The organism is [Collinsella] massiliensis, from assembly GCF_002161605.1.
Taxonomy (GTDB): Bacteria; Actinomycetota; Coriobacteriia; order Coriobacteriales; family Coriobacteriaceae; genus Enorma.
The window spans coordinates 1-26,777 of the sequence record NZ_NFIE01000022.1; the positions used below are offsets into that span (position 1 = coordinate 1).

The 26,777-nt window shown below is 68.5% G+C and carries 30 protein-coding genes and 3 tRNA genes; 5 read left to right on the top strand and 28 right to left on the bottom strand.

The features are described from left to right. Positions 1-619 precede the first annotated feature (619 nt). From rplT to B5G02_RS08835, 7 genes are all read right to left on the bottom strand, one after another. The gene (gene rplT, locus B5G02_RS08805; protein ID WP_019239457.1) at positions 620-979 is read right to left on the bottom strand and encodes a 50S ribosomal protein L20; all 360 of its coding nucleotides are present in this window, start codon (positions 977-979) and stop codon (positions 620-622) included. A gap of 49 nt (positions 980-1,028) precedes the next feature. After that, the gene (gene rpmI / locus B5G02_RS08810) at positions 1,029-1,220 is read right to left on the bottom strand and encodes a 50S ribosomal protein L35 (protein WP_019239458.1); all 192 of its coding nucleotides are present in this window, start codon (positions 1,218-1,220) and stop codon (positions 1,029-1,031) included. 30 nt (positions 1,221-1,250) lie between these two features. Beyond that, the gene (gene infC, locus B5G02_RS08815) at positions 1,251-1,850 is read right to left on the bottom strand and encodes a translation initiation factor IF-3 (protein ID WP_157196236.1); all 600 of its coding nucleotides are present in this window, start codon (positions 1,848-1,850) and stop codon (positions 1,251-1,253) included. A gap of 180 nt (positions 1,851-2,030) precedes the next feature. Beyond that, positions 2,031-2,117 (bottom strand) — tRNA-Leu (locus tag B5G02_RS08820). A gap of 153 nt (positions 2,118-2,270) precedes the next feature. Further along, positions 2,271-2,477, bottom strand: a complete 207-nt coding sequence (locus tag B5G02_RS08825) for a hypothetical protein (RefSeq protein ID WP_019239460.1) — start codon at positions 2,475-2,477, stop codon at positions 2,271-2,273. 105 nt (positions 2,478-2,582) lie between these two features. Continuing rightward, positions 2,583-2,669: transfer RNA gene (locus B5G02_RS08830), tRNA-Leu, on the bottom strand. 155 nt (positions 2,670-2,824) lie between these two features. Next, positions 2,825-3,109 (bottom strand): PTS sugar transporter subunit IIB, encoded by a 285-nt coding sequence (locus B5G02_RS08835; protein WP_094335950.1) that lies wholly within the window; start codon positions 3,107-3,109, stop codon positions 2,825-2,827. 180 nt (positions 3,110-3,289) lie between these two features. Between B5G02_RS08835 and B5G02_RS08840 the strand changes: the two genes are divergently transcribed. After that, positions 3,290-3,374 (top strand) — tRNA-Leu (locus B5G02_RS08840). Between the two features lie 39 nt (positions 3,375-3,413). On the opposite strand, the gene B5G02_RS08845 is transcribed toward B5G02_RS08840, so the two are convergent. From B5G02_RS08845 to larB, 7 genes are all read right to left on the bottom strand, one after another. After that, entirely contained in the window at positions 3,414-4,412 is a 999-nt protein-coding gene (locus B5G02_RS08845) for a hypothetical protein (RefSeq protein WP_094335951.1), read from the bottom strand. 20 nt (positions 4,413-4,432) lie between these two features. Further along, the gene (locus B5G02_RS08850; protein WP_241146212.1) at positions 4,433-5,086 is read right to left on the bottom strand and encodes a septum formation initiator family protein; all 654 of its coding nucleotides are present in this window, start codon (positions 5,084-5,086) and stop codon (positions 4,433-4,435) included. A gap of 129 nt (positions 5,087-5,215) precedes the next feature. Then, entirely contained in the window at positions 5,216-6,505 is a 1,290-nt protein-coding gene (gene eno / locus B5G02_RS08855) for a phosphopyruvate hydratase (RefSeq protein ID WP_019239464.1), read from the bottom strand. 223 nt (positions 6,506-6,728) lie between these two features. Continuing rightward, on the bottom strand, positions 6,729-7,583 hold the full coding sequence (gene mazG / locus B5G02_RS08860) for a nucleoside triphosphate pyrophosphohydrolase (protein ID WP_094335952.1): 855 nt from the start codon (positions 7,581-7,583) through the stop codon (positions 6,729-6,731). 3 nt (positions 7,584-7,586) lie between these two features. Then, positions 7,587-8,156, bottom strand: coding sequence for a phosphodiesterase (yfcE, locus tag B5G02_RS08865; RefSeq protein WP_094335953.1), 570 nt, complete (start codon positions 8,154-8,156; stop codon positions 7,587-7,589). Between the two features lie 347 nt (positions 8,157-8,503). Then, entirely contained in the window at positions 8,504-9,940 is a 1,437-nt protein-coding gene (locus B5G02_RS08870; RefSeq protein ID WP_019239467.1) for a LarC family nickel insertion protein, read from the bottom strand. Between the two features lie 53 nt (positions 9,941-9,993). Further along, positions 9,994-10,758, bottom strand: a complete 765-nt coding sequence (gene larB, locus B5G02_RS08875; RefSeq protein WP_019239468.1) for a nickel pincer cofactor biosynthesis protein LarB — start codon at positions 10,756-10,758, stop codon at positions 9,994-9,996. Between the two features lie 108 nt (positions 10,759-10,866). Between larB and B5G02_RS08880 the strand changes: the two genes are divergently transcribed. Beyond that, positions 10,867-11,205, top strand: a complete 339-nt coding sequence (locus B5G02_RS08880) for a hypothetical protein (RefSeq protein ID WP_094335954.1) — start codon at positions 10,867-10,869, stop codon at positions 11,203-11,205. An 81-nt stretch (positions 11,206-11,286) separates the two neighbouring features. On the opposite strand, the gene B5G02_RS08885 is transcribed toward B5G02_RS08880, so the two are convergent. Continuing rightward, a complete protein-coding gene (locus B5G02_RS08885) occupies positions 11,287-11,658 on the bottom strand; it encodes an arsenate reductase family protein (RefSeq protein WP_019239470.1) in 372 nt (123 codons plus the stop codon). A 63-nt stretch (positions 11,659-11,721) separates the two neighbouring features. Here B5G02_RS08885 and B5G02_RS08890 point away from each other — a divergent pair, with 63 nt between their 5' ends. Next, entirely contained in the window at positions 11,722-12,654 is a 933-nt protein-coding gene (locus B5G02_RS08890; RefSeq protein ID WP_019239471.1) for a PHP domain-containing protein, read from the top strand. Positions 12,655-12,740: 86 nt separating this feature from the next. Here B5G02_RS08890 and hisE read toward each other — a convergent pair whose 3' ends face one another. The 8 genes from hisE to hisD form a co-directional block, all read right to left on the bottom strand. Further along, on the bottom strand, positions 12,741-13,058 hold the full coding sequence (hisE, locus tag B5G02_RS08895) for a phosphoribosyl-ATP diphosphatase (RefSeq protein WP_019239472.1): 318 nt from the start codon (positions 13,056-13,058) through the stop codon (positions 12,741-12,743). Positions 13,059-13,069: 11 nt separating this feature from the next. Continuing rightward, on the bottom strand, positions 13,070-13,387 hold the full coding sequence (gene hisI / locus B5G02_RS08900; RefSeq protein WP_019239473.1) for a phosphoribosyl-AMP cyclohydrolase: 318 nt from the start codon (positions 13,385-13,387) through the stop codon (positions 13,070-13,072). 110 nt (positions 13,388-13,497) lie between these two features. Beyond that, on the bottom strand, positions 13,498-14,283 hold the full coding sequence (hisF, locus tag B5G02_RS08905; protein WP_019239474.1) for an imidazole glycerol phosphate synthase subunit HisF: 786 nt from the start codon (positions 14,281-14,283) through the stop codon (positions 13,498-13,500). Continuing rightward, on the bottom strand, positions 14,277-15,029 hold the full coding sequence (locus B5G02_RS08910; protein ID WP_019239475.1) for a HisA/HisF-related TIM barrel protein: 753 nt from the start codon (positions 15,027-15,029) through the stop codon (positions 14,277-14,279). Before B5G02_RS08910 ends, hisF begins: the two co-directional genes overlap by 7 nt. Beyond that, the gene (locus tag B5G02_RS08915; RefSeq protein ID WP_019239476.1) at positions 15,026-15,775 is read right to left on the bottom strand and encodes a glutamine amidotransferase-related protein; all 750 of its coding nucleotides are present in this window, start codon (positions 15,773-15,775) and stop codon (positions 15,026-15,028) included. Before B5G02_RS08915 ends, B5G02_RS08910 begins: the two co-directional genes overlap by 4 nt. 96 nt (positions 15,776-15,871) lie before the next feature. Next, a complete protein-coding gene (gene hisB, locus B5G02_RS08920; RefSeq protein WP_094335955.1) occupies positions 15,872-16,567 on the bottom strand; it encodes an imidazoleglycerol-phosphate dehydratase HisB in 696 nt (231 codons plus the stop codon). Continuing rightward, positions 16,564-17,679, bottom strand: a complete 1,116-nt coding sequence (hisC, locus tag B5G02_RS08925; RefSeq protein ID WP_094335956.1) for a histidinol-phosphate transaminase — start codon at positions 17,677-17,679, stop codon at positions 16,564-16,566. The genes hisB and hisC overlap by 4 nt, the downstream gene beginning before the upstream one ends. A 1-nt stretch (position 17,680) precedes the next feature. Further along, the gene (gene hisD / locus B5G02_RS08930) at positions 17,681-19,123 is read right to left on the bottom strand and encodes a histidinol dehydrogenase (RefSeq protein WP_094335968.1); all 1,443 of its coding nucleotides are present in this window, start codon (positions 19,121-19,123) and stop codon (positions 17,681-17,683) included. A 685-nt stretch (positions 19,124-19,808) separates the two neighbouring features. On the opposite strand from hisD, the gene B5G02_RS08935 reads away from it, so the two are divergent. Next, the gene (locus B5G02_RS08935; RefSeq protein WP_094335957.1) at positions 19,809-20,771 is read left to right on the top strand and encodes a nucleoside hydrolase; all 963 of its coding nucleotides are present in this window, start codon (positions 19,809-19,811) and stop codon (positions 20,769-20,771) included. 32 nt (positions 20,772-20,803) lie between these two features. Further along, positions 20,804-21,724: a ribokinase gene (locus tag B5G02_RS08940; RefSeq protein ID WP_094335958.1), complete on the top strand. Its 921-nt coding sequence runs from the start codon at positions 20,804-20,806 to the stop codon at positions 21,722-21,724. Positions 21,725-21,733: 9 nt separating this feature from the next. On the opposite strand, the gene hisG is transcribed toward B5G02_RS08940, so the two are convergent. The 5 genes from hisG to B5G02_RS08965 all read right to left on the bottom strand — a co-directional run bounded on the left by hisG (position 21,734) and on the right by B5G02_RS08965 (position 26,610). Continuing rightward, positions 21,734-23,431, bottom strand: a complete 1,698-nt coding sequence (gene hisG, locus B5G02_RS08945) for an ATP phosphoribosyltransferase (protein ID WP_094335959.1) — start codon at positions 23,429-23,431, stop codon at positions 21,734-21,736. 287 nt (positions 23,432-23,718) lie between these two features. Further along, positions 23,719-24,552 carry a PTS system mannose/fructose/sorbose family transporter subunit IID gene (locus tag B5G02_RS08950; protein ID WP_094335960.1) on the bottom strand — a complete coding sequence of 278 codons (834 nt, stop codon included), beginning with the start codon at positions 24,550-24,552 and terminating at the stop codon, positions 23,719-23,721. A gap of 39 nt (positions 24,553-24,591) precedes the next feature. Further along, positions 24,592-25,371, bottom strand: a complete 780-nt coding sequence (locus B5G02_RS08955; protein WP_094335961.1) for a PTS mannose/fructose/sorbose/N-acetylgalactosamine transporter subunit IIC — start codon at positions 25,369-25,371, stop codon at positions 24,592-24,594. Between the two features lie 13 nt (positions 25,372-25,384). Continuing rightward, on the bottom strand, positions 25,385-25,858 hold the full coding sequence (locus B5G02_RS08960; protein WP_019239485.1) for a PTS sugar transporter subunit IIB: 474 nt from the start codon (positions 25,856-25,858) through the stop codon (positions 25,385-25,387). After that, positions 25,855-26,610 (bottom strand): BtpA/SgcQ family protein, encoded by a 756-nt coding sequence (locus tag B5G02_RS08965; protein ID WP_094335962.1) that lies wholly within the window; start codon positions 26,608-26,610, stop codon positions 25,855-25,857. The genes B5G02_RS08960 and B5G02_RS08965 overlap by 4 nt, the downstream gene beginning before the upstream one ends. Between the last annotated feature and the right edge of the window lie 167 nt (positions 26,611-26,777).

A 26,777-nucleotide genomic window follows, 5' to 3' on the forward strand; every position in this document is an offset into this window, starting at 1 on the left:
TCGGGTCTCCCCTCCGTGCGCCTCGCGGTATCCGGTTCCCAAGGTACGCGCCGGCGCGGCTCTCGCTCGGCCGCGCGGCAAGGAGATATAATGCCAGAAATCCCGGCGGGCGCAAGCGGGGATGCTCGGCTACACATCTCCTACACAATTCGGAGGTTTCTGCTGAGCGCCCACAGATGCTCACATGCATAGTATATCGAACGTTTTCCCTGCTTAGAAGGCGTGCTCGACTACGATCAGCGCGAGCAAGCCTTCCCTGCTCCGTCATTCATCGTGTGTGCATCCCTGCTCTTTGACGCTCCACCCTGCTCAAATCTTTTTTCTCTAGGCTCGAATCGACCGCGCGCTCTCGATACTTCTTGGCAACGCATCCTATATAGATGCGATCGCATCGCTCGGTCCACGGTCATCATCGGCTCGCTGCTTCGGCACCCAACCAGAGGCTTGAGTTCATCCCTCTCTATAGATGCTTCACGACACCCTGCGAACGCTCCTATATATGTGAGATAGGGCGCGCCGGCTTCCATATACGGACGCGCGTCGGTTCCCCGAGCGCGCGACATACAAAAAAGGCGCCGGTTTCCCAGCGCCTTCTTCATTCAGGTTGTTCGCGAGGAACTTAGGCCTCGAGCGCCTTCTTGGCGATCGCGGCGAGCTCATTGAAGCTCTCGATGTCCTCGTAGGCCATCTGCGCGAGCACCTTGCGGTCGAGCTCGATGCCGGCAACCTTGAGGCCGTGCATGAACTGCGAGTAGGAGATGTCGTTCATGCGGGCGGCGGCGTTGATGCGCTGGATCCAGAGGCTGCGGATCTCGCGCTTCTTGACGCGGCGATCGCGGTACTGGTACTGGAGCGAGTGCTGCACCTGCTCCTTGGCGTGCTTGTAGGTGCGGGAGGCAGCGCCGTAGTAGCCCTTGGCCTGCTTCAGGATGGTGCGATGGTGCTTACGGGCGTTGAGAGCGCGCTTCACACGTGCCATATCAGATCAACTCCTAGAGATTCGTGACTCGATGGGTGGGTATTCGACGTTACGCGAGGCGCGAGATGACGGTCTTGCGGTCGGCGCTGGAAACCTCGCCCTCCTGGCGGAAGTTGCGCTTGCGCTTCGTGGTCTTCTTGGTGAGGATGTGGCTCTTGAATGCCTTCGCGCGCATGAGCTTGCCGGTACCGGTGGTGCGGAAGCGCTTCTTGGTGCCGCTGTGCGACTTCATCTTAGGCATGATCTCTCCTTATCGCGTGCCTGATAGAAACTAGTTCTCTTTGCTATCGCTCTTCTCGGGCTTCTCATCGAAAGCGCCCTTGATGGGAGCGAGGAGCATCAACATGTTGCGACCCTCGAGCTTGGGCTGCGACTCAACCGTGGCGTAGGGCTTCAGGTCCTCCGCGAGGCGCTCGAGCACGTTGAGACCCTGCTCGGGGTGCGCCATCTCGCGGCCACGGAACATGATCGTGACCTTTACGCGCGCGCCCTTCTTGAGGAAGCGCAGCACGTGGCCCTTCTTGGTCTCGTAGTCGCCCACGTCGATCTTCGGACGGAACTTCATCTCCTTGACCTCGACGCGGGACTGGTTCTTGCGCGCCTGCTTCGCCTTCATGGCCTGCTGGTACTTGAACTTGCCGTAGTCCATGACGCGGCAGACCGGAGGATCGGCGTTCGGGGCGATCTCGACGAGGTCGAGGCCCTGCTCGTCAGCTACGCGCTGCGCATCACGGATGCCGAAGAGACCCAGCTGCGAGCCATCGACTCCGATCAGGCGGCACCGAGTCGCGGTGATCTCGTCGTTGATGCGCGTGTCATCGTGCTTAGCTATTTTCGGTTCCTCCTTAAAAAGATAAGAGCCCGGTGCCAAGACAGCGACCGGGCTCACAGAGCGAAGTGACGGCGATAAGCCGAGACGTCTTCTGTTGTGACCAGACAGCTGCTCAAGGCGCCGAAAGGTGGGGGCGGGTGCCCCGCTTTGGGCATTGCGACGCAATGCGGGTTGCATGATAGCACGAACGCAGCCGCTCCATGACATCGCCATGAAAGATGGTGCCCGAGGCGAGGGTCGAACTCGCACGCTGTTGCCAGCGCCAGATTTTGAGTCTGGTGCGTCTGCCAATTCCGCCACTCGGGCAGATGCCTGCGCGGTGCGATGCGACTATCAAGCCGTGCTATCGTACCACAAAACCGTGCAGGGTCGGGGGTGTTTTATCGACCGGGCGCGGGGCGCGGACACAAGGAGCGCGGCACGCTGGGGCTCCCCCGGTGGTCGGGGCGCCGCCGGGCGCTAGCTGAGCCAGCGGTGGTCCTGGTCGTCGTCGTTGCGCACGATCGAGATCTTCACCTTCCCCAAAAGCACGAGCACCACGAGGATGACGAGCACGATGGGGATGAGCTTGAGCGCGCCGACGAAGAGCACGCCCAGGAAGGACAGGATGACCGAGATGATCGCCGACGCGATGAGCAGGATGATGAACAGGTAGAGACAAGACATTCGGGCACCTTTCGCTCGCTCGTGCACAGGATACCCCTTCGGTGCGCTTCCGCTCAGGGGCATCGATATGAAAAAGGCTCCGAGAACGGAGCCTTCACGATTCTATGGTGCGGGCGAAAGGACTTGAACCTTCACGGGGTTGCCCCCATATGGACCTGAACCATACGCGTCTGCCAATTCCGCCACGCCCGCATGGAGTTCGGCACTTGCCGAAGCGCGGTTCATCTTACCCTAGCGGGCACGCCCGCGCAAGCCCCCTCGGGAAAAAAGCTGCCGACGCAGGCGGTTGGGCCGGCACGGGATGCCGCGGCGTCCGGGGCGCGGGGCTGTGCCCGCGCACGGCGTACCTAGTCCGCGAGCGCCTCGAGCAGGGATCGCTCAGCGGCATCGCGACCCACCCCGGTGAGGAACGGGACGCCGCTCACGTACGGGCAGGCAAGGCCGCTCGGCGCGACCGTCGTGGCCACGAGCACGTCGGCGTCCGCGCACGCATCGGCCGCCTCCGAGATGGCGCACTGCACGATCTCGTAGCCGCCCGCAAAGCCGTGCTCGTCGAGCAGGGCCGTGACCTTGCGCGCGACCGCCGTCGAGGTGGCGATGCCCGAGCCGCAGGCCAACACGATCTTCTTCATGGAGATGCTCCTCTCCCCCTATGCGATGGGTTGTCCGCGCGGGCGCATGAGCCCGCGACGTACGGCAAGCATACCATGCGGGTGCGCACCGATGGCGCGGCGTCGAGGCGCAGAGATTCCGCCGGCCGCGCAGCGCCGTGCGATGGAGCGCGGGCATCTTCTGCTAGACTATGCAGCCATGGGGGCGTGGCGGAATTGGCATACGCAGGAGACTTAAAATCTCTCGCCTTCGGGATTGTGGGTTCGAGTCCCACCGCCCCTACCACACGTTAGAAATGATAAAAACCAGCCTGTCTGGATTTTATCATGCAAGCGCGGGCGTCCAGCCCACCACGGGGGTCTCGCCGCGCAGCGTCTCATCCACCGTCGCCACAACGCCCGCGAGTAGGCTGCTCTCGCTCACCGTGAGCGCGCGGTAGCCGCCGGAGCGCATGAGCTCGCGAATGATGACGCTCCCCGCGAGCATCATGGGCGCGCGCTTCGCCTGCATGCCCTTGAGCTGCATGATCTGCGCGACGGTGAGCCCCTGCATGCGCCCGAGCTGGCGCTCGACCGCATCGAGCGTGAGCTCGCGCAGATGCACGAAATCCGAATCATATGGCACGAGCTCGTGCTCGAGCGCGACGAGCGTGGTCACCGTGCCACCCACCGATATGAGGCGCGCGGGAAGCTCGCCCAGCCCCGACCAATAGGTCGCGAACTGGTCGTATGCCCAGCGCGCGGCGGCGTCGAGCTCGGATGCCGCCGGGGGATCGGCGGTGAAGAAGCGGTCGGTGAGGCGCCGGCAGCCGATGTTGAAGGAGTGCACGCGCTCGAGCTCGAGCGCCGCGGCATCCGGAAGATAGGAGCCCACGACGATCTCGGTCGAGCCGCCGCCGGGGTCGGCGACCGCAATGCGCTCACCGGGGAAGTCGTGCGCGACACCGTAGAACGTGAGGCGCGCCTCGACCTCGCCGGGAATGACCTGCGGGATGAAACCGAGGGCTGCGAGCCTGTCCAGGAGCTCGTCCGCGTTCGACGCGTCGCGCGCCGCGCTCGTGAGGGTGACGCACGTCGCCGCAGCGCCGAACGCCCGCGCCTCCTCAGCGAACTGCGCGCACGCCGCCTCGACGCGCTCGATGGCCGCCGCGTCGAACGCGCCGGACGCATCCACGCCCCTGCCCATGTCGGTGATGATCGAATGCTTGGTCAGCTCGACGATGCGGCCGTCGCGCACGCGCGCGAGCGCCAGCCGCGACGAGACCGTCCCCAGATCGACGGCGGCGATGCGCACGCAATCGTCCATCCCCTGCTGGTCAGCCATGGATCCCTCCGTATCCGTCGTCAATCGCCCGTGGACGCGACCGTCTGCCCCTCGACGCCCTGGTAGAAGAACACGGCGTCGAGCAGCTTGATGTACCAGGGCGCTTCTTCCGCCGCCGCTTGCTCGGCCTGCTCGACCTCGGACGACGTGCCCGTCGCATCCTTCTCGTCGGTGTCCTCGGGGTCGATGCCCGTCACGGTGACCGCGTGCTCCCCGGGCAAGACGAGCCCCAGGTCCTCGCGGGCGATGTCCTCGATGCCCTCGGTGGAGAGCAGGTGGTTGACATCGTCCTCGAGCCCCTTGTTGTAGTCGTTTCTCACCTCGAGCTGGCGCTCGAGGATGTCGCCCGTTCGGTACGCCGCGTAGAGGTCGCGCACCGGGAAGTAGACGCTGATCGCGACCGCGAGGGCGATGAGCCCGTAGAACGCGTAGCGCGCAGGTCCGGTCGTGAACTGGTAGACCGCCTGCACGGCGCGGTTATCCGCCGCATAGCGCATGAAGCCCGAGGTGCGGTGGCTTCCCCGGCGTGTCGCCCCGCTGCCCGCGCGCTCGCTGCTGCGGGCAGCGCCCCGGGTACCCGTCGCCGCGGCGCGCCCGGAGGCCCGCCGCGAGGAGCGGTCGCCACCCTCCCGCGCGCGGGAGGCGGAGGGTCGGTTGTTGCTTTCGCTTGCCATGATGCGCCTTGTACGGTTGAGGTGTGTTTTGCGCGATACCATAAGGGTACACCACGGCCGCGAGCTGCCTTCGCAGAATTTCCGGGCACACGCGAACATCGTACGCCCGCGCGTGCCCGGTACCTCACGCTAGCGCTTGACGTTGAACGCCTTCCAGCCGGCGTATTCGGCCGAGGTGTAGAGCTCGTCCTCGATGCGTAGCAGCTGGTTGTACTTCGCCACGCGGTCGGAGCGGCAGGGCGCGCCCGCCTTGATCTGGCCGGCGTTCGTCGCCACGGCGATGTCCGCGATGGTCGCGTCCTCCGTCTCGCCCGAGCGGTGGCTCACGATGCACGCGTACCCGGAGCGCTTCGCCAGCTCGATGGCCTCGAGCGCCTCGGTGAGCGACCCGATCTGGTTCACCTTGACGAGGATGGCGTTCGCGGCGCCCAGCTCGATGCCCTTCTTCAGGCGCTCGGTGTTCGTGACGAAGAGGTCGTCGCCCACGAGCTGCACGCGATCGCCCAGGCGCTCCGTGAGCTTCACCCAGCCGTCCCAGTCCTCCTCGGCGAGGCCGTCCTCGATGGAGATGATGGGGTAGGTGTCGACGAGCTTCTCCCAGTAATCGATCATCTCATCGGTCGTGAGCTCGCGGCCCTCGCCCTTGAGGGCGTACACGCCGCGCGCGGCATCGTAGAGCTCCGTGGTGGCGGGATCCATCGCGATCATGAAATCGCTTCCCGGCGTATAGCCGGCGGCCTCGACGGCGCGCATGATGTAGCGCAGCGGCTCCTCGTTCGTCGCCAGGTCCGGCGCGAAGCCGCCCTCGTCGCCCACGCCCGTGCTGTGGCCGTCCTCCTTGAGCAGGGACTTGAGGGTGTGGTAGACCTCGGCGCACCAGCGCAGCGCCTCGGCGAAGGTGGGCGCGCCCACCGGCATGATCATGAACTCCTGGAAGTCGACGTTGTTGTCGGCGTGCACGCCGCCGTTCAGGATGTTCATCATGGGCACGGGCAGGACATGGGCGTTGACGCCGCCCAGGTAGCTGTAGAGCTCGAGGCCGGAGGACTGCGCCGCCGCGCGCGCCGTGGCGAGCGACACGCCCAGGATGGCGTTCGCGCCGAGGCTGCCCTTATCGGACGTGCCGTCCACCGCGATGAGCGCGGCGTCGAGCGCGCGCTGGTCGCAGGCGTCCATGCCGATGACCGCCTCCGCGCACTCCTTGTTCACGTGATCCACGGCGTGCTTCACGCCCTTGCCCTGGTAGCGCTGGGCGTCGCCGTCGCGGAGCTCGACCGCTTCGAACGCGCCCGTCGAGGCGCCGGACGGCACCATGGCACGGCCGAACGCGCCGTCGTCGAGCGTCACCTCCACCTCGACCGTAGGGTTACCGCGTGAATCGAGCACCTCGCGACCGTAGACATCGATGATCTCACTCATGGGGACTCCTCCCATTCGAATGTTGGCGGCCACAGCATGCGGGCGCGGCGGAATGCCCGCCTGCGGCCCGCGCGCCGGTTAGCCGTTGCTAACTCAAAGGAGTATGCCCATTTCGCCCCGGCCGTAACACGGGGAAGATGGAGAATCGGAGGTGGCGGCTTGCCAAACGCGCCACACGCCCCACCCAGGCACCGGTGATAAAAAGGTGTCTGACACCAGATTATCACTCGGCGGCTTTGACCTCGTCCCAGAGGCGGTTGAGTTTCTCGGTGGAAAGCGCCTCGACCGTGGTGCCGCGCTCGTAGGCGAGCTCCTCGACCGCCTCCCACCGCGCGCGGAACTTCATGGTGCTCGCGCGCAGGGCGCTCTCGGCATCGATGCCCTCGCGCCGTGCGACGTTCACGAGCGCGAACAGCATGTCACCGAACTCCATCTCGCGCTCAGAACTGCCCGGCTCCTCGCGCTCGAACTCGGCGCGCTCGGACGCCACCTGCGCCCACACGTCCTCGACCGTCTCCCACTCGAAGCCCACGGCAGCGGCCTTGCGCGAGACCTTCTGCGCCTGCATGAGCGCGGGCAGCGCGCGGGGCACGCCGTCGAGGAGCCCCTTCGGACGCGCCGCGCCCGCCGCGGCCGCCTCGGCATCCCCCTGCGCCTTCTCGGCGAGCTTCACCTCGTCCCAGATGCCGAGCACCTCATCGGCGTCCCGGGCACCGGCGTGCTCGCCGAACACGTGCGGATGCCGGCGCACGAGCTTCTCATCGAGGCCGCGCACCACGTCATCGATGGTGAAGGCACCCTCGTCCGCCGCGATCTGCGCATGGAGCATGACCTGCATGAGCACGTCTCCCAGCTCCTCGCACAGGTGCGCGTCGTCTTCCTCCTCGATGCAATCGACCGCTTCGTAGGCCTCCTCGACCATGTTCTTCGCGATGGAGGCATGCGTCTGCTCGCGGTCCCACGGGCAGCCGTCCGGCTGGCGCAGCCGCCAGATGGTCTCGGTGAGCGCGTCGAAGGCATCGCGGGCATCGGCGCGCGTCGAGCGGTCGCGGCGCTGGGGCGCTTCGGTTTCCGACATGGCTTATGCCTCCTCGAGCACGACGTTGCGGAACGCCTCGGCAAGGGGCTTGCCGCTCTCGTAGATGCCGAAGCTGTGGGAGCCGTCCTTGGGGATGCCCACGCTGCCGGGGTTGAATGCCCAGATGTCGGGACGCTCGGGCACGGGCTCGTTCACCTTCACATGCGTGTGGCCGTACACGAGAGCGGAATCCGCGGGCAGAGCGGGCAGGTTATCGACGCTGTTCTGGAAGCCCGCACCGAAGATGTGCCCGTGCGTGAAGAAGAGCGTGCGTCCCGCATCGTCCACGAGCTGCGCGTAATCGCCCATGCAGGGGAAGTCGAGCACCATCTGGTCCACCTCGGCCTCGCAGTTGCCGCGCACGGCGATGAGCACGCCCTCCTGGGCAAGGCCGTTCAGCAGCGGGATGACGCGCTTGGGATCGTAGTCACGGGGCAGGTCGTTGCGCGGGCCGTGGTACAGCAGGTCGCCGAGGAGCACGATGCGGTCGGGCTGCTCGGCGTCGATCGCGCGGACGAGGCGCTCCGCCCAATACGCGGAGCCGTGGATATCGGATGCGATGATGATCTTCATGATGATGCCCTTTCTGCGCCGATTCGGGCGCGCGTCGCCTCTGGTTCGATTATGCCAGAGCGGGCGCGGGGCGGGCGCGGGGCGCGCCGCGCGTCGTTTTTTTGCGCTTTGAGACGAAAAAGTGGTGGCCAAATTCAGATATGCACGATTGCCTTAGGCATGCGCCCCGCTTGCCCGCGTGGCTCGCACGTGAATCCTGGGCTTTTGCCGGTCGCTTGAGCAGAATCGACCTCCGGACGGCTTGATATGGTGCTTCCGGAGACTCTCAGGCGCGAACGAATCGTGCATATCTGAACTACACCACCATTTTTTGGGAAAGGCGGAGCGATTTTGCCCGCGGCGCGCGATTACCGCACGGGCAGCTGGGCGCGCACCGCCTCCATGACGGCCTGAAGCGGCAGGCCGGTGCGGCGAGCGATGGCAGCGGCGTCCTCGTACTCGGGCGCCGTGCGGCGCGAACCATCCGGGAGGGTGACCTCCTTCACGCGCGCCGCGCCCCAAGGGGTTTGGACGGACACCTCCCTGCGCTCGAGCACCGAGCGGTCGCACGGCCAACGACGGATACCGATCGTCGTCGTCTCGGCAAAGATGATGCCCTCGAGGCACTCGACGTCATCCGGCAGGGCGATGACCTGCAGCTGCCAGGCCGGTCGCCCCTTCTTGGTGAACACGGGTACCCAGTGCACCTCGCGCGCGCCGGCCTCGCGCAGCCGATCCGCAGCATAGGCGAGCACCTCCCCCGAGGCGTCATCGATATCGCACTCGAGGCGGACGACCGCGCCGTGCGCGGCGGCATCGACCGTCGGCTCGCAGGGCGCGGCGGGAACGCGCCCGTCATCTGGCAGCTCCTCGATGATGAGGGCGCGCAGGATGCTCGGACGCTCGTAGGCGCGCTTGCCCGCGCCGAGGCCGACAGCGCGGACGCGGAAGCGCGCGGGCAGCTCGGGCTCGGCACCGAGGGCGGCGACGATCGCGGCTCCGGTCGGCGTCACGAGCTCGCCCTCCACCTCGCAGATGGAGAGCGGCAGGCCATGCCGCTCCGCGATGTTGAGCGTCGCGGGCACCGGCACGGGAATGATGCCGTGCTGGCAGCGGATGGTGCCGCGCCCGTCCACGAGCACCGGGACGATGGCGCGGTCGATGTCGAGGTCGTCGAGGGCGACGGCCACGGCGACGATGTCGACGATGGAGTCGACGGCGCCGACCTCGTGGAAATGCACCTCATCAAGGGCGACGCCATGGGCCTTCGCCTCGGCGTGGGCGAGGATGTCGACCATGCGGTGCGCGAGGTCGCGGGCGCGGGGCGTGAGGGCGCCCGCGTCGATGATCGCGTCGAGATCGGCCGGCCCGCGATGGACGTGAGGATGGGCGTGGCTATGCGTGTGGTCACGTTGGTGGTCGTGGGGATGATCGTGGCCGGCACCAGGGTCGTGATGGTGGCCCTGGCCAGCGCCGTGATCGTGATGGTGATCGTGGCCTGCCCCGTGGTCGTGCTCATGACCATGCTCATGCCCGTGCACCGCAGCGTCCTCATGACCGTGCCCGTGCAGGTAGCCCATATCGTGGTCGTGGTTCTCGAGCCCCGGCGCCAGCACCACGTCGAAATCGCAGCAATCGAGCCCCGCCTTCGCGACGCGGCCGATGCGCACCTCGTAGCCGTCGAGCGGCAGGCTCGCGAGCGCCGCGCGCATCACATCCTCGCGTGCACCGAGGTCGAGCAGGGCGGCGACCATCATGTCTCCGCTGATGCCGCAGGTGCAATCCAAATACAAGGTCTTTCCCATAATTCCCCCTCGAACGAAGCCCGCAGGTCGCGCCGGCCGACGCGATCGCGCGATCAGGACGCCTTCCCCGGCAGATGGTTGATGAGCGATGCCTGGTACGCCGCGCCGAAGCCGTTGTCGATGTTCACGACCGAGACCCCGCTCGCGCAGCTGTTCACCATCGCGAGAAGCGCCGTGAGGCCGCCGAGGTTCGCCCCGTACCCCACGCTCGTGGGCACGGCGATGACCGGGCAGGCGGCGAGCCCGGCGACGACGCTCGGCAGCGCCCCCTCCATGCCCGCGATGGCCACGATCACCTGGGCGCGTGCGATCTCGTCCGCATGGCGCAGGAGCCGATGGATCCCGGCCACGCCGGCGTCGCGCACGCAGCGCACGCGGTTGCCCAGAAAGCGCGCCGTGAGCTCCGCCTCGGCCGCGACCGCACCGTCGCTCGTGCCGGCGGTGATGATGAGGATCTCGCCGTTGCCGTCGGGCTCGGGCAGCTCGCCCGCCACGGCGGCGCGCGCCTCGGCATGATAGGCCAGCGCACAGCCGAGCGCCTCGAGCGCGCGGTGCTTCTCGGCGTCGAGGCGCGTTACCAGGATGCGCTCCTGCCCGGAGGCGCGCATCGCCCGGACGATCCCGGCGATCTCCTCGGGGCGCTTGCCCTCGCCGTAGACGACCTCGGACACGCCCGTACGCAGGCCGCGGGCCACATCGACCTGGGCGTAGCCGACGTCGGCCACGGCATCGAGCCGCACGCGCTCGGCGAGCTCATGGGCGGACAGCTCGCCCGCCGCCACCGCGCGCGCGAGCGCTTCCAGATCTGATGCATCCATGGTGTTCCCTCCTCGCTTACGGCATCCTATGGTAGCAGCTCGCCTATAATCTGGTACCAACCAACGGCTCGCCGCGCGGCGGCGGGCACGACCTTCCAAGGAGCTCCCATGAGCACGCATGATGAACTCGATACCCAGCGCGACGACTTCGAAGACGAGACTGGCGGCGAGCCCCGCGGCACGGGCGCCGCGCTGCCCATCGCCTGCCTCGTGCTCTGCGTCGTCGGCGCGCTGATCGGCTACTACCTCCTCTGGATCGCCGGGGCGATCATGCTCTTCGCGAGCATCGTCTGCGGCGTCCTGGCGCTCCGCCGCCATGCCCCGTACCGCTGGATGGCGATCGCGGGCATCGTGCTCAGCGTCATCGCGCTCATCTTCGCGGCAGCGGTCATCAGCGTCATCTTCTTCCAGGCGCAGCAGATGAACGAGCTGCTCGCGGCCGCGTAGGCACGCCGCGCGGCGAAACATGATAAAACCCAGACAGGCTGGTTTTTATCATGCGTGCACCCCGCGCGTGGGCAGGAGCGCCTAGAGGAGCGCCGCCTCCCATGCAGCCTCTTTGAACCCCACGAGCACGGTGTCGCCCGCGACGACGATGGGGCGCTTCACGAGCATGCCGTCCGTGGCGAGCAGCGCGCGGGCGTCGTCCTCCGCCATGCCCGCATCGAGCATGGCCTTCACGCCGAGCTCGCGGTACTTCATGCCGCTCGTGTTGAAGAAGCGGCGGAGCGGCAGGCCGGAGCGCGCCTGCCAGTCCGCGATCTCATCTGCCGTGGGGTTGTCCTCGACGATATGGCGGTCCGTGTACGCGATGCCGTGGTCGTCGAGCCAGCGCTTCGCCTTCTTGCAGGTGGAGCAGGGCGGGTACTCGATGAACAGGACGGGCTCGGATGCGGCCATGGTTCCTCCTCTGGCGTGGTACGCTAGCAGTCGGTATGAGATTACCACGCCGAGGGAGGAACCATGGCCGCCTTGCACATCAAGCCCTTCGATTGCCATACGCACACGCGGTTCTCCGACGGCGCGTCGACGTTCGCGGAGAATGTCCGCGCGGCTGCCGCGAAGGGGTGCCGTGTGCTCGTCTCGACCGACCACCTCACCCTGCCGGCGAGCATGGATCCCACGAGCGCCTGCCCGGTAGCCGAGGCCGACCTGCCCGCGCACCGGCGTGCGTTCGAGGCCGCGCGCGAGCTCGCGCACGAGATCGCCCCGGGGCTGGAGCTCGTCTACGGCTTCGAATGCGACTGGTACGAGGGCTGCGAGCCCTTCGTGGAGCAGTGGAGCGCCGGCGCGGTGGTGCGGCTCGGGAGCGTGCATTGGATCGGCGACCCCGGCGACATCGCGGCGGGCGCAGCGCGGCGGCGCGCGGACGGCCAGGGCTGGGAGGATGTCGCCGCGGCGGCGAGTGCGCCGGGCAGCGGCTGCGGGGCGATCGACGACCCCGACGACATGCATGTCTGGCGCGAGCTCGGCCCGGACGAGGTCTGGCGGCGCTACGCGCGCACCTGGTGCCGCGCCTGCGAGAGCCCGCTCGCTTTCGACGTGATGGCCCACCCCGACCTCGCGATGCGTTTCTCGAAGGAGGGCTGGGCGCCGACGATCGACCTCGCGCCGCTCTGGGATGAGATGGTCACCTGCGCACGCGATACGGGACGGCGCGTCGAGCTCTCGACGGCGGCGCTCCGCAAGGGCATCGGCGACTACTACCCCGCCCAAGGCCTGCTCGAGCGCTTCGCGCGGGCGGGCGTGCCCCTCGCCATGGGGTCGGACGCGCACCGGGCGGAGGATGTCTGCTGGGGGTTCGAGGATGCCGTCGCGCACGCCTACGCCGCCGGGTACCGCAGCGTGGACATGCCGCACGCGGACGGCAGCTGGGAGACGATCGAGCTCGCGTAGAGCCTGGGCGCGGGGGTCTCGTCACGCGGTCTCACCGCTGAGGGCGCCAGGGCTGCCGGCGCACGGCACCACGCCAGGCGCCGCGCTCAGTGCCGGCGCGCGTCGAGCTCGCCCGCGAGCTCCTCGAGGGTGATGCCGTAGCGCTCGAGCACCACGAGCAGGTGGTAGACGAGGTCGCCCGCCTCGTAGCGGATATGGTCGTGGTCGTGGTCCTTCGCCGCCATGACCACCTCGCACGCCTCCTCCACGACCTTCTTGAGCAGGCTGTCCTCCTTGCCGGTGAGCAGGCGCGCCGTGTAGCTCTCCTCCGGCGACGCCGTGCGCCTATCGTGGATGACCGCCGCGAGCCCGGTAATCGTCGCGCCGATGTCCCCGTCGTGCACGTTCGCGGTTCTCTCGCCCATATGCCCCTCCCCTAGTCCAGCCGATTGAAGAAACAGCTACGCGCTCCCGTGTGGCACGCCGGGCCGGGGGAGTCCACCTTCACGAGCAGCGTGTCGCCGTCGCAGTCCGCCCAGAGCTCGCGCACCTGCTGCATGTTCCCGCTCGTGGCGCCCTTGTTCCACAGCTCACGGCGGCTGCGGCTCCAGAACCAGGTCGTGCCCGTCTCGAGCGTGAGCGCGAGCGATTCGGCGTTCATCCACGCGACCATGAGCACCTCGCCGGTGTCCCACTGCTGCACCACGCACGGGATGAGCCCGTGCGCATCGAACTTCAAGCTGTCTACCTGCATCGATTCTCCCCTATCGCTCATCTCTCGCCCATCTGGATCGGGGCGCGGCGCGCCGTCTCCGCCGGTGATAAAAAGGTGACTGACACCAAATTATCACTGGCACCGAATGATCACGTGAAGTCGAGGCGGACGGGGATGCCCTGCGCCGCCATGTACTCCTTCACCTCGCGGATGGAGAACGTGCCGAAATGGAACACGCTCGCCGCGAGCACCGCATCGGCCTCGCCCTCGATGATGCCCTCGGCGAAATGCTCGAGCGTGCCCACGCCGCCCGACGCGATGACCGGGATGGGCACCGCGCGCGCCACGGCTCGGGTGAGCGCGAGGTCGAAGCCCTCCTTCGTGCCGTCGCGGTCCATGCTCGTGAGCAAGATCTCGCCCGCGCCGCGCCGCGCCGCCTCCTCGGCCCACGCGACGGCGTCGATCCCCGTGGGCGTGCGGCCGCCGGCGACGTAGACCTCCCAGCGATCTGCCCCGGGGGCGCCGGGCACACCCACGCGCTTCGCGTCGATCGCGCAGATCACTGCCTGGCTGCCGAACGCGCGCGCCGCCTGCGAGATGAGCGAGGGGTCGCGCACGGCCGCGGAGTTAAGCGAGACCTTGTCCGCCCCCGCCGCGACCATCTGCCGCATCCCCGCGAGGTCGCGGAAGCCGCCGCCCACGGTATAGGGTATGGAGAGCTCGCCCGCGGCGCGCGCAGCCATGTCGATCGTCGTGGCGCGGTCATCGCTCGTCGCGGTGATGTCGAGGAAGACGACCTCGTCCGCGCCCGCGCGGTCATAGGCCGCGGCGAGCTCCACGGGGTCGCCCGCGTCGCGCAGGGCCACGAAGTTCACACCCTTCACGACGCGCCCGTCCTTCACATCGAGGCAGGGTATCACGCGCTTGGTCAGCATGCGGCACCCCCTTCCCGGGCGGCGTCGAGCGCCTCGCCCACCGTGAAGACGCCCTCGTAGAGGGCGCGCCCGGTGATGGCGCCCTCGATGACGCCGTCGCCGAGGGCCGCGAGCGCGCGGATATCGTCGAGCGAGGAGATGCCGCCGGACGCGACCACCGGGAAGCCGGCGATGCGCGCGACCCGGCGGTACGCCTCCGCGTCGATGCCCGTGCGCATGCCGTCGCGCGCGATGTCGGTGAACACGAGGTGCTTGAAGCCGAGGCCGGCGAGCTCGCCCACCACGTCCTCGACCGAGCGCGCGGCGCCCTCGCGCCAGCCGTTGACGCGCACCTCGCCCGCGCGCGCCGCGACGTCGGCTACGAGCAGGTCGCCGAACGCCTGCGCGGCGACCTCGGCGAAGCCCGGCTCGCGCACGAGCACGGTGCCGAGCGCGATGCGCTTCGCGCCGAGCGCGGCGAGCTCGTCGATGCGCGCGAGCGAGCGCACGCCGCCGCCGATGTCGACGGACAGGCCCTCGATGGAGCAGATGGCGCTGATGGCCTCGGTGTTCGCCGCGCGCGCCGCCTCGTCCTCCTCGAGCGCCGCCGAGAGATCCACCACATGGACCCACGTCGCGCCGGCCTCGGCGAAGGCGCGCGCCTGGGCCGCGGGATCATCCGAATACACCTTCATGTGGGCGCGGTCGCCGCGCTCCAAGCGCACGACCTTGCCCGCCACGAGGTCGATGGCGGGAAAGAGGATCATGCCCGCCCCTCCTTTCGCGCGGTGACGATGCGAACGAAGTTGCGCAGGATCTCGAGGCCGTGCGCCGAGGATTTCTCGGGGTGGAACTGGCAACCGAAGATGTTGCCGCGCCACACCACCGAGGCGAACGCGCGCGCGTAGAAGGTGCGCGCCGCGACGTCGTCCTCGGAAACGTCCCCGTCGAGCGCATAGGAATGGGTGAAGTAAAGGTTCGCCCCCTCGGCGAACCCCGAGAGCAGCGGGCACGTGCGGCCCGCGGGCGCGAGGTGCACCTGGTCCCAGCCCACGTGCGGTACCTTGAGCCGGACGGACGGCAGCAGCGTGCACGACCCGGGCAGCACGCCCAGGCCGCGCACCCAGCGCCGGCCGTCCGCTTCGAACACCGCGGCGGGCGCGAGGCCGGAACCGGCGGCGTCGGGCGCGCTCACCAGGGGCGCGTCTTCGGGCACGCCCTCGTCCCCGCGCTCGAAGAGGAGCTGGAGCCCCAGGCAGATGCCCAGGAACGGCGTCCCCTCCCCGCCGGCGAGCGCCTCGATGACGGCCGCGTCCTGGCCGCTTGCATGCATGAAGTCGATGGCGTCGAAGAACGAACCCACGCCGGGGAGCACGATGCCGTCCGCCCGCCGGATGGCGGCGGGGTCGTCCGTCACGAGCGCCTCGGCACCCGCCCGGGCGAGCCCGCGCGCGACGCTCGACAGGTTCCCCTTGTGGTAGTCGATGACCGCTATCGTCGGAATGCTCGCCACGCGCGGCTCCTTTCAAACGCTTCCGTCCGGTACGGCGAAGGTGCCCGGCACCATGCGACCGGGATGGGTTGGTTGGAACACGTCCCCAACCAACCCCTACAGGCTGCCCTTGGTGGAGGGCACGCCACGCACGCGCGCATCCTGCTCGCAGGCGAAGCGCATCGCGCGGCCGACGGCCTTGAACGCCGCCTCGATGATGTGGTGCGCGTTCTCGCCGGCGAGCTCGCGCACATGCAGCGTCACGCCCGCGTCGCGCGCGAACGCGTAGAAGAACTCCACCGCGAGCTCCGTGTCGAAGTCCCCCACGCGCGGGGTGGGCAGCGGCAGGTCGCAATAGGCCTGGCCGCGGCCGGAGATGTCGACCGCCGCCATGACGAGCGTCTCGTCCATGGGGATGGCGACGTCGGCGAAGCGCTTGATGCGCTGCTTGTCGCCGAGCGCCTGGGCGAACGCCTGCCCGAGCACGATGCCCGTGTCCTCGACGGTGTGGTGCGCGTCGACCTCGGTGTCGCCGAGCGCCTCGACCTTGAGGTCGAAGAGGCCGTGGCGGGCGAAGGCGTTGAGCATGTGGTCGAAGAACGGCACGCCGGTCGTGATGTCGCAGGCACCGTGGCCATCGAGCGAGAGCGAGAGCGTGATGTCGGTCTCTCCCGTCACGCGCTGGACGGTCGCCGTGCGCGCGCTCGCCGAGAAGAGGTCGTCCAGACCGGCGCTCGTGCGCGCGGCGCTCTCCGTCGCCGTGGCCGCCGATGTCGCGGCGAGGTCGCGGTGCTGCTTCTTGTAGATGGTCATGCGAGCTCCTCCTTCACGAGCGCGCCGAGGGCGGTGAGCACCTCGTCGTTCTCCGCGGGCGTACCGATGGTGATGCGCAGGCAGTCCATAAGACCCGGCGCCGCGCTGAAATCGCGCACCAAGATGGAATACTCGTCGCGCAGGCGCGTGCGGATGCGGCTCGCGCAGCCGGGCAGCCGTACGAGCAGGAAGTTGCCCGAGCTCGGCCAGACGCGCGCGCCCGCGGCGGTGCCGGCAAGCAGCTGCTCGATGCCTGTGTATACACGCCCGCGCTCGCGCTTGATCGTCGCGATGTCCTCGTCGAACGCCGCGCGCTCGCGCAGCGCCACGAGCGCGGCCGCCTGCGAGAGGACGTTCACGGAGTAGATCTGGCGCACGGCGGCGTAGACGTCGATGACATCCGGCGCGGCGATGATGTAGCCGCAGCGCACGCCCGCTTCCCCGAACGCCTTCGAGAACGTCCGGAGCACCACGAGGTTCGGGTGCTCGTCCAGAAGCGCGAGCGCGGAGGCGCCGGGTTCGGCGAACTTCATGTACGCCTCGTCCACCATCACGAGACCGGGGCAGGCATCGCAGAGCGCGGCGACGAGGTCGAGCGGCATGAGGTCGCCCGTGGGGTTGTTGGGCGAGGTCACGATCGCGAGGTTCGCCGCGCGCGCGGCCTCGACGAGCGCGGGACCGTCGGGCAGCATGGTCTCGGGGTCGCGGAACACCGTCGCGACCGAGGTCTGCAGCAGCTGCGCGAACTGCGCGTACTCGCTGAAATCGGGCGGGCAGGTGAGAACCGTGCGCCCGGCGCCGCCGAAGGCGAGCAGAAGGTTGAAGATCCCCTCGTCCCCGCCGTTGCACACGCAGACCTGCTCGCGCCGCACCCCGTGCCAGGCGGCGATCTCGTCGCGCAGCTCGTTCGACATCGCGTCCGGGTAGCGGTTGAGCGTGGCCTGCGCGAGCGCCTCATCGATATGCGCGCGCACCGCGGCCGGGATGCCGTAGGTGTTCTCGTTCGCCGAGAGGTTGATGCGCGTGGGCGAGAACATCGGGTCGTACGGCTCGGCGTCCACCAGGTGCGGCTGCACGAGTGCGCGCATGCGCTCGGATAACTCGATCATCATCCTATCGCTCCTCCCCTCGCACCGCCTGGTTCGGCGCGCCGGCGCCGCAGCCCGCAGCGATCACGGACGCGTCGTCGGCCGGCCAGGCGATGCCCGTCAGATCCTCGGAGGCGAGCGTGCCGGTGTCGACGGCGTCGGGCCCCTGAGCGAGCAGGCGGCGCCGCAGCCCCACCGAGAGCGCATGCGCCCACAAGCCCTCGCCCTCGGCGAGCTCCTGCGTGGCGGGCGCGTCGGCGAGCAGCCCCTCCGGTGTATAGCATACGACCGAGGAGCGCTTCTGGAAATCGGTGACGGACAGCGGGCTCGAGAAGCGCGCCGTGCCGCCCGTGGGGAGCGTGTGGTTGGGGCCGGCGACGTAATCGCCGAGGGGCTCGGAGCTCCACGCGCCCACGAAGATGGCGCCCGCGTTGCGGATGGAGCCGAGCAGGCCGAGGGCGTCGGCGCAATGGAGCTCGAGGTGCTCGGGCGCGATGGTGTTCACCGCGTCCACGGCGGCGGCGAGGTCGGCGGCCACCACGATGGTGCCCTCGTTGTCGAGCGAGGCGCGCGTGATGTCGCCGCGCGGGCTCTGGGCGATGAGCGCCTCGATGGCCTCCTGCACGCGCTGCGCGAAGGCGGCATCGCAGGTCACGAGGTAGCAGGCGGCGAGCGGGTCGTGCTCGGCCTGCGCCATGAGGTCGGCGGCGACGATGGCGGGCTCTGCCGTGGCGTCGGCGAGCACGCACACCTCGGAGGGGCCGGCAATCATGTCGATACCCACGTCGCCCGAGACGAGCTGCTTCGCGGCGGCCACGTAGGCGTTGCCGGGGCCGGTGATCACGTCGACGGGCGCTATGGATTCCGTGCCGTACGCGAGCGCGGCGATGGCCTGCGCACCGCCCACGGTGTAGATCTCGTCCACGCCGGCCACGGCCGCCGCGGCGAGCGTGTAGGGCGAGATGCCGCCCGTCGCCCCCGCCGCGTCGCGCTGCGGCGGCGTGACCATGACGATGCGCTCCACACCCGCGACCTTCGCGGGGATGACGTTCATGAGGACCGTGGAGGGGTACTGGGCGCGGCCGCCAGGGATGTACAGGCCGGCCGCCCGGACGGGCGTCACCTTCACGCCGAGGAGCGTGCCGTCTGCGCGCGTCGTGAACCACGACTGCTCGAGCTCGCGCGCGTGGAAGTCGCGGATCTGGCGCGCCGCCTTCTCGAGCGCCGCGCGGAACGGCTCGTCCACCGCATCGAGCGCGCCGTCGAGCACCTCCTGCGGCAGGCGCAGGCACCCGAGCTCGACACCGTCGAAGCGCTTGCTGTAGTCCCGCAGCGCCTCGTCGCCGCGGGCGCGCACGTCCGCCACGATGTCGCGGGCAGAGGCGACGACGGACTCCGGCAGCACGCCCTTGCGGATGAGCTGCGCGAGCTGGAGGCGCTCGCCGGGTTCGAGGACGATGGTCTTCATATGCGAATCTCCCGTCTGCGCGGCGCGGCGGATGCGCGGCGTCGGTGCAACCTGAAAGGGCGCACGGCGAGCCCGCGCGCCCTTGCTCATGATGTTCCGCCCAACTTTAGCATGCTAAAGCGTTCCGTACAAACGCTGCGCGCGGTCGGTTGCCTGCGTAACCGTCCTGCAACGCACGAGGTGAGTCATTGGGGACGGGTTCAATTGACTCACTGAGTCAATTGAACCCGTCCCCAATGACTCAAGAGCGTGGCCGAGCCATTTTTTTCATTGCGAGACCGAATTGTGGTGGTGGAATTCAGATATGCACGATTCAGGCTCGGGAAAGGTATCGCCGCGGCGCGCCGATGACGCGTGCGGCAGGATTGCAGCTGAGAAACCCCAGGATTCGGAAGGCCGGGCGACGCAAACCTCGTATGCGGCAACCCCCAGAGGCACCCTCCGGTCGTCTCAATCGTGCATATCTGAATTCCACCACCATTTTTCAGCGTCCGACATGAAAATCCCGTCCCGCATGCCCGGACGTTCAGCGCAATCGCACCCGCGCGCCCGCAGGATCCAACAACCAGGTCGAGCCTGAGTCAAACGAACCCGTCCCCATTGACTCACTGAGTCATTTGAACCCGTCCCCAATGACTCAGTGCTACCCTAGGGGTGACGGGAACGCCCTCGTAAGGAGGTTTGCATGACGAAGCTCATCCTCGACCTCGACACCGGCATCGATGACACCCTCGCGCTCGCCTATGCGCTCGCCTCGCCCGAGGCGGAGCTCATCGGCGTCACGGGAACGTTCGGCAACGTGACCGTCGAGCAAGGCGTCGCGAACGACCTCGCCCTGCTCGAGCTCTTCGGCCGCCCGGAGGTTCCCGTCTTCGCCGGCATCGACCACCCGAGCTGGGCAGACAGCTTCGAGGTCATGCCCGAGAGCGCCCGCTTCCACGGGGCGAACGGACTCAGCGGGGCGCGGGTGCCCGCCTGCGCGCACAGCTCGGTGCAGGCGACGAGCGCCGTCGACTTCATCATCGACGCCGTGCGCAGCCACGAACCCGACGAGCTCGTCATCGTCCCCACCGGCGCCTCGACGACCATCGCGGCCGCGCTCCAGGCGGCGCCCGACGTCGCCCGCCGCATGCACGTCGTGATGATGGGCGGCGCGCTCACGCAGCCCGGCAATGTCACCCCCTTCGCCGAGGCGAACGTCCTACAGGACCCCGAGGCGACGAACGCCCTCTTCGCAGCCGGCACCGACCTGACGATGGTCGGCCTCGACGTGACCACGCAGGTGAAGCTCACGCGCGCGCAGGCCGAGGAATTCCGTGCCACCGGCACGGCGACGGGCGCGTTCCTCTCCGACATGCTCACCTACTACATCGACGTCACCGAGGAGGCGCATCCCACGGGCGTTCCGGGCTGCAACCTGCATGACCCGCTCGCCGTGGCGGCGGCGCTCGACCCCGGCCTCGTCGGCACCTTCACCTGCGACCTCATGGTCGAGACCGAAGGCGCCGGACGCGGACGCACCATCGGCGACCCGGCGCGCGTCACCTGCCCGAGCGGCCGCTCGCGGGTCGCGCTCACCGTCGATGCGGAGCGCTTCGTTGAGCGCTTCATGGAGCGCACGCTCGCGCTCGTGCGCCGCTGCGCATAGATCCACCCTCGACCATCTGGAAAGGAAGCGCCATGAGCCGCGTCATCGTATTTGGAAGCCTGAACATGGATCTCTCCATCGCCTGCGACCGCCCGCCGCTCGCCGGCGAGACCATCACGGGCCGCGACCTCGTCATGGGCGCGGGCGGCAAGGGCGCCAACCAGGCCGTCGCCGCGGCGCGCCTCGGCGCGCGGACGTGCATGATCGGCGCGGTGGGCACCAACGCCTTCGGCCGCGAGCTCTCCGGCGGCCTCGCAGCGGACGGCATCGACACGCGCGAGCTCGTCTGCACGGGCGCTGCGCCGACCGGCATCGCCCTCATCGTGCGGAGCGGGGGCGACAACCGCATCATCGTGGAGCCCGGTGCGAACCACGTCCTCACCGCCGAGGATGCCCGCGCCGCGCTCGACCGTGTCGCGCAGCCCGGCGACATCTTCGTCACGCAGCTCGAGTGTGCGCTCGACGCGACGCTCGCCGCCCTCGCGCACGCGCGCGCCATGGGGCTCGCCACCATCTTCAACCCCGCTCCGGCATGCCCGCTGCCGGATGATACCTGGGGATACGTCGACGTGCTCTGCTTGAACGAGACCGAGTGCGCCGCATATACCGGCGTGCTTCCGGAAGATGAGGAAACCGTCGCCGCGGCGATGGCAGTGCTCGCTGAGCTCGGCGCGGGGAACGTCGTCATCACGCGCGGCGCCGCCGGATCGGACGTGCGAGACGCGCGCAGCGGTACCATCCACCACATCCCCGCCCGCATGGTCGAGGCGGTCGACACCACCGCCGCGGGCGACACCTACGTGGGCGCGCTCGCCGCGGCCCTCGCCGACGGGTGCGGCCTGGCAGACGCGGCGCACCGGGCCACGTTCGCGGCGGCGCTTGCCGTGCAGGCCGCGGGCGCGCAGGCGTCCATCCCCACGCTCGCCCAGCTCGAAGCCGCGCTCGACGCCTAGACCTTCCGCCTAGGCCAGCGCTGCGGCAGCCTCCTCGAGCCGCGCCGCGAGCGCACGCACGCGGGGGTCGAGCCGGGAGCGGCCGGGATTCACGAAGAAGCGCGCCGTGCACTCCATGATCTCGCCGGTGATGACGAGGTCGTTCTCGCGCAGCGTGCGGCCCGTCGCCGTGATGTCCACGATGCGGTCGGTCATCCCGACGATGGGACCGAGCTCGATGTTGCCGTGGAGCGTCACGATGTCCGCCGCGATGCCCCGCTGCTCGTACCAGGCGGCGGCGATGCGCGGGTACTTCGTGGCCACGCGCAAGCAGCCGCGCCGTGCGTAGGCGCGCTCGGCGGCACCGGCGCGGCCCGCGGGCTCCGCCTCGATGAAGCGGCATGCCCCGTAGCCCATGTCGATGAGCTCGAGCAGGTCGAGCCCCGCCTCGATGAGGGAGTCGCGGCCGCAGAAGCCGCAGTCCGCCCCGCCCGCCGACACGAACGCCGGGGCATCGGTAGCGCGCACGATCACGAGCTCGATGTCGCCCACGGCGTCGTTCGCGCCGGCGCGCAGGTCGCGGGCGCGCACGATGAGGCGCCGTCCGGGGTCACGTAGCTCGGAGGCATCGAAGCCCGCCGCCTCGAGCGCGCGCACGGTACCCTCCTTGAGCGACCCCTTCGGGACCGCGACGCGCAGCGGCTCCTCGGCAGCCCGCGCCACCGCGTGGTCCGCATCGGCGCCGTGCGCATCGTCGTCCGCGAGGCGCGCCGCCTCGAGCCGCTCGAGCGAGAACGCGAAACCCGCAGCAGGGACGTGCGGCGCGGCCGTCATGAGCCCGTCGAGGGTCGCGTCGTAGCGTCCGCCCGAGCCCACCGGGTCGGAAAGGTTCCCCGCGTACACCTTGAACACAAGGCCGGTGTAGTAGTCGAACGAGTTCATGATGGAGAAGTCGAAGGAGAGCGCGCCCGCGGCCGCCTGCTCCGCGAACCGGGCCGCGAGGGCGCGGAGCTCGCGCGTCTGGGACCCCGCGACGCCCGCCGCAGCCATGAGCGCGTCCACGCGGTCGAGCGCCTCGACGCCCCCGTGGAGCCGCGGCAGCTCGGAGATGGCGCGGCGCACGGGCTCGGGCAGGTCGCTCGCCGCGAGCCGCGCGTCGAGGTCGACGAAGTTGTTCGCATGCACGAGCGCGAGCGCCTCGCGCGCGAAGCCCTCGTCGCCCGCGCGCGCGATGAGCTCCATGAAGGGTCGCACGCTGCTCGCCACGATGTGCCACGAGGGCAGCTCGAGTGCCCGCAGGGCATCGATCACGAGCGCGAGCATCTCAGCGTCGCCCGCCTCGCCGCCCTCGCCGATAAGCTCGAAGCCCAGCTGCGTGAACTGGCGCGCCGCACCCACGTTCCGGGGCTGGGAGCGCACGATGGGCGCCTCGTAGCGCAGGCGCAGGGGCAGGCGCGCGTCGCGCAGGCGCGTGGAGACGAGCCGCACGATGGGCAGGGTGTTGTCCGAGCGCACCACGAGCAGCCGCCCGTCGTCGTCGAAGAGCCGAAACGGCGTGTCCACGGCGCGGCCGCACGCCCCGAGCGAGCCGGCGTCCTCCAGAAGCGGCGTCTCCACCGGCAGGTACCCATGCGCCTTGAAGCACGCCCGCACCGTGCCCGCGATCTCCTCGCGCGCGCCGGCCTCCTCGGGCAGGATGTCACGGAATCCCCACGGCGTCGTGTTCATGTGCTCGCCCTCTTTCTGCGTCCATTCGGCAGTCGCACTACTTTAGCACAGTGGAGTGCGCGCTGCGCGGAGACCGTCCGCATCGTCGGGGAGGCGGCCGCCGGGCACCTCATTCCAGTTGTGTGTGCTTCTCACCGGGCCGTCCTGCGGCATGCGAAAAGGGCGCCCGCGAAACCCCAGGTAAACCCGGGGCGCGGACGCCCTTTCACGCGGCGGCGCCAAAAGATGCGCACACAACTGGATCGAACTCGACCAACAGCGGCTTGCGCGCGCTCCTTACAGCATCCTTACAGCAGCGAACCCACCCAGCACGCGGCGATGCACACCACGATGGTAGCGACGAGCACGTAGGTGGTCTTGATCTTCTTGCCCATGATCCAGTACATGAAGCCGAAGACGGCGAGCTGCGGCAGGCACGGCATGATCATGTCGAAGTAATCCGAGATGGGCTGGGCGAAGTCGCCCGTTCCCACCGTGATCATGGAGAGGTCGAGCGACACGTAGCTCGCCACCATCGCGCCGATGGCGGCCAGGCCCACCACGCTCACCGCGTAGGTGACCTTCTCCATGACGCCGCCCTTCGCGGCATCCGTGATGAACGTCGAGCCGTACTGGTAGCCGAGCTTGAGGCCGAACCAGCGGATGAGGAGGCCGGGGATGTTGAAGATGAGGAGCAGCAGGATGGCGCCGAGCGGGCTGCCCTGCTGGGCGAAGCCGATGGCGATGCCGGTGCCGATCACGCGGAGCGTGCCGGCGATGAGCGAGTCACCGATGCCGGCCAGAGGCCCCATGAGCGAGGTCTTGACGGCGGTGATGGCGGAGTCGTCGAAGTCGTCGTTGGCGGCGTTCTCCTCCTCCATGGCGGCGTCGATGCCCATGAGCAGCGTGGAGAGCTGCGGCGTGATGGCCATGAAGTCGAGCGAGCGGGCGTAGGCGCGCCGCTGCTTCTCGCTGCCAGGCTCGTAGACCTTCTCGATCACCGGCACGATGCCGAACGAATAGCCGATGTTCTGCTGCCGCTCGTAGTTCCACGAGCTATCGAGCATGCAGGAGCGCCAGAACACCCGGCGCAGGTCGCGGGCGGTGAGCTTGCGCTCGGGCGCGATCGTAGATTGGGACATGGCGAAAACCTCCTTCGGGTCTTCTACTCGGGAACGCGGTTAGAACTCGTTGTCGTCCACATCGGCCGCGGCCTGCGCGGGCGCGAAGAGGCCGGTGTTGAAGACGAGGACGGCGGCGATCACCGCGGCGACGGCGGTGACCCCCACGACGGAGAGTCCGCCGTATGCCACGAGCAAAAAGCCCATGAACAGGAAGCACGCGAGCTTCTTGGACATGATCATGCGGGCGAGCATCGCGAAGCCGATGGCCGGGATGATGCCCATGGCGTAGTTGAGGCCGTCGGTGATGAACGCCGGGATGGCGTCGACGATGCCCTGGATGGCCTGGGTGCCCACGTAGAAGCCCGCGGCGCAGAAGGCCGACTGGGAGATGACCTGGATGAGCACGAAGCCCCAGTGCATGAGGTCGATGCCGCGGCGGTTGCAGGCGAGCGCGTACTGGTCCGCCTTGCCGGCCATGATGGGGCCGACGACCGCCATGAGGAAGTTCGACCACATGGACATGAGCAGCGACACGGGCACGGCGATGGCCACGGCCTCCGCCACGTCGGCGCCCGCCGCGATGACGTAGGCGGTGCCGATCACGGAGCCGGAGGTCATGTCGGGCGGGTTGCTCGCGCCGATGGCCTGGGCACCCAGGTACACGAGCTCGAGCGTGGCGCCCACCTGGCAGCCGAGTGCCACGTCACCGAGTGCGAAGCCCGTGAGCGTGCCGAGCACGAGCGGGCGGTTGAGCAGCGCGCTGTTGAACACGCTGTTGCAGTATCCGAAGGCGGACACGAAGAAGATGAACACGGTTTGCATCATCAGGTTATCCATGGAACGCTCCTCCCTAACCGATGAGCTTCATGGCCTCGTCCGATTCGTCGGACGGGGTCATCTGGACGAACACGTGGACGCCGTCGTCCACCAGATCGCGGATGCGCGCGCACTCCTCATCCGAGACGAACACGGCCTTCGAGATCTGGCGCTTGCCGTCCTCCGGCTTCACGCCGCCGATGTTCACCTCGCGGATCTGGGGCACCGCGCGGCACAGGCGCCACACGTCCTCGATGCTCTCGGTGATGATGAACAGGTTGTACTTGTCGGTCACGCCGCTTATGAGCGCCTTGATGGAGTCGTCGACGCTCTTCATGACGAGCTTCGTGCCCTGGGGCTTGGCCATCTTGAGCACCGCCATGCGCAGCTCGTCTTTGGCCACGGCGTCGTTGGCGATGAGGATGCAGTCCGCCCCCACCGCCTTGATCCACGTGAACGCGACCTGGCCGTGCAGCAGTCGGTGGTCGACACGGGTCATCTTGATCATGCGCATTCCTCCCTCACGCGCCGGACGGCGTCCATGAACTCCCGCACGTGCGCCGCCGAGAGCTCGCCATCGTCGCGGTGCGTGTCCTTGAGATAGCTGCCCACCACGGCGCCGTCGGCGATCTTGAAGCTCTCCCGCAGGTTCTCCGGGGTGACGCCCGCCGCGACGATGAGCGGGAAGTCGCCGAGGCCCGCGCGGAAGGCGCGGATCTTGTCGAGCGACGTCTCCTGGCCGGTCGCGTCCTGCGTCACCGCCACCGCGTCGCAGCGGCCGCGCGCGATGGCGAGGTCCTCCTCGAGCGAGCGCTCTGAGAGCACGGGCTGGTACTTGAAGCGCACCCCGCCGAGGACGCAACCCGTATAACGGCTGCGGTAGAGCTCGAGGAACGCCGCGAGCGCCTCCTCGTCGCGCGGCTTCACGTGCCCCACCACGGAGTCGAGCTGCACGAACGCCGCGTCGAACTCCATCGCGAGCTCGAAGCCCATGGCGTCGATGTTGAGGCAGTTCACCCCGTAGACGATGTCCGGCTTCGTTTCCTGGATGTAGGCGAGCGCCCGTCGCATATCCCCGTAGGTGCCGAAATAGTCCTCGACGATGACGGCGTCCACGCCCTCGCGCACGTAGATGTCGAGCTCGCGCTTCATGCGCTCGAAGACATCGTCTGGATCCGACCCCTTCAGATGGAGCATCGCCATCACGGGCTTTCGCTCGCGGAACAAAGAGAGGAACCTGCTCTTCTCCGCTTCCGGCATACCAACCACCCCCCGATTCTTCGGTCATGCGTACATATAAGTCATAACATAAGTTAATACAGGTTTAGGTATGAAATTCCCGAGCGCGCAACCTGTTACAGGCGAGCGGCAGGGTGCGGGGCAGAAGGCGCGTTCGAGCGCAGGCGGGCTGCCGCGGGGCGACGTAT

Coding starts and splice junctions, on each gene's coding strand:
- hisC (WP_094335956.1), bottom strand. CDS start 17,679: ATGATGATCGAGTTATCCGAGCGCATGCGCGCACTCGTGCAGCCGCAC.
- B5G02_RS08960 (WP_019239485.1), bottom strand. CDS start 25,858: ATGATCAAGATGACCCGTGTCGACCACCGACTGCTGCACGGCCAGGTC.
- B5G02_RS08955 (WP_094335961.1), bottom strand. CDS start 25,371: ATGGATAACCTGATGATGCAAACCGTGTTCATCTTCTTCGTGTCCGCC.
- B5G02_RS08835 (WP_094335950.1), bottom strand. CDS start 3,109: ATGAAGAAGATCGTGTTGGCCTGCGGCTCGGGCATCGCCACCTCGACG.
- B5G02_RS08935 (WP_094335957.1), top strand. CDS start 19,809: ATGACGAAGCTCATCCTCGACCTCGACACCGGCATCGATGACACCCTC.
- hisE (WP_019239472.1), bottom strand. CDS start 13,058: ATGGGCGAGAGAACCGCGAACGTGCACGACGGGGACATCGGCGCGACG.
- B5G02_RS08845 (WP_094335951.1), bottom strand. CDS start 4,412: ATGGCTGACCAGCAGGGGATGGACGATTGCGTGCGCATCGCCGCCGTC.
- hisG (WP_094335959.1), bottom strand. CDS start 23,431: ATGAACACGACGCCGTGGGGATTCCGTGACATCCTGCCCGAGGAGGCC.
- B5G02_RS08880 (WP_094335954.1), top strand. CDS start 10,867: ATGAGCACGCATGATGAACTCGATACCCAGCGCGACGACTTCGAAGAC.
- B5G02_RS08885 (WP_019239470.1), bottom strand. CDS start 11,658: ATGGCCGCATCCGAGCCCGTCCTGTTCATCGAGTACCCGCCCTGCTCC.
- B5G02_RS08965 (WP_094335962.1), bottom strand. CDS start 26,610: ATGCCGGAAGCGGAGAAGAGCAGGTTCCTCTCTTTGTTCCGCGAGCGA.
- rpmI (WP_019239458.1), bottom strand. CDS start 1,220: ATGCCTAAGATGAAGTCGCACAGCGGCACCAAGAAGCGCTTCCGCACC.
- yfcE (WP_094335953.1), bottom strand. CDS start 8,156: ATGAAGATCATCATCGCATCCGATATCCACGGCTCCGCGTATTGGGCG.
- eno (WP_019239464.1), bottom strand. CDS start 6,505: ATGAGTGAGATCATCGATGTCTACGGTCGCGAGGTGCTCGATTCACGC.
- B5G02_RS08850 (WP_241146212.1), bottom strand. CDS start 5,086: ATGGCAAGCGAAAGCAACAACCGACCCTCCGCCTCCCGCGCGCGGGAG.
- B5G02_RS08940 (WP_094335958.1), top strand. CDS start 20,804: ATGAGCCGCGTCATCGTATTTGGAAGCCTGAACATGGATCTCTCCATC.
- B5G02_RS08950 (WP_094335960.1), bottom strand. CDS start 24,552: ATGTCCCAATCTACGATCGCGCCCGAGCGCAAGCTCACCGCCCGCGAC.
- hisB (WP_094335955.1), bottom strand. CDS start 16,567: ATGACCATCTACAAGAAGCAGCACCGCGACCTCGCCGCGACATCGGCG.
- hisD (WP_094335968.1), bottom strand. CDS start 19,123: ATGAAGACCATCGTCCTCGAACCCGGCGAGCGCCTCCAGCTCGCGCAG.
- rplT (WP_019239457.1), bottom strand. CDS start 979: ATGGCACGTGTGAAGCGCGCTCTCAACGCCCGTAAGCACCATCGCACC.
- hisI (WP_019239473.1), bottom strand. CDS start 13,387: ATGCAGGTAGACAGCTTGAAGTTCGATGCGCACGGGCTCATCCCGTGC.
- mazG (WP_094335952.1), bottom strand. CDS start 7,583: ATGTCGGAAACCGAAGCGCCCCAGCGCCGCGACCGCTCGACGCGCGCC.
- B5G02_RS08910 (WP_019239475.1), bottom strand. CDS start 15,029: ATGATCCTCTTTCCCGCCATCGACCTCGTGGCGGGCAAGGTCGTGCGC.
- larB (WP_019239468.1), bottom strand. CDS start 10,758: ATGGATGCATCAGATCTGGAAGCGCTCGCGCGCGCGGTGGCGGCGGGC.
- B5G02_RS08890 (WP_019239471.1), top strand. CDS start 11,722: ATGGCCGCCTTGCACATCAAGCCCTTCGATTGCCATACGCACACGCGG.
- hisF (WP_019239474.1), bottom strand. CDS start 14,283: ATGCTGACCAAGCGCGTGATACCCTGCCTCGATGTGAAGGACGGGCGC.
- B5G02_RS08825 (WP_019239460.1), bottom strand. CDS start 2,477: ATGTCTTGTCTCTACCTGTTCATCATCCTGCTCATCGCGTCGGCGATC.
- B5G02_RS08870 (WP_019239467.1), bottom strand. CDS start 9,940: ATGGGAAAGACCTTGTATTTGGATTGCACCTGCGGCATCAGCGGAGAC.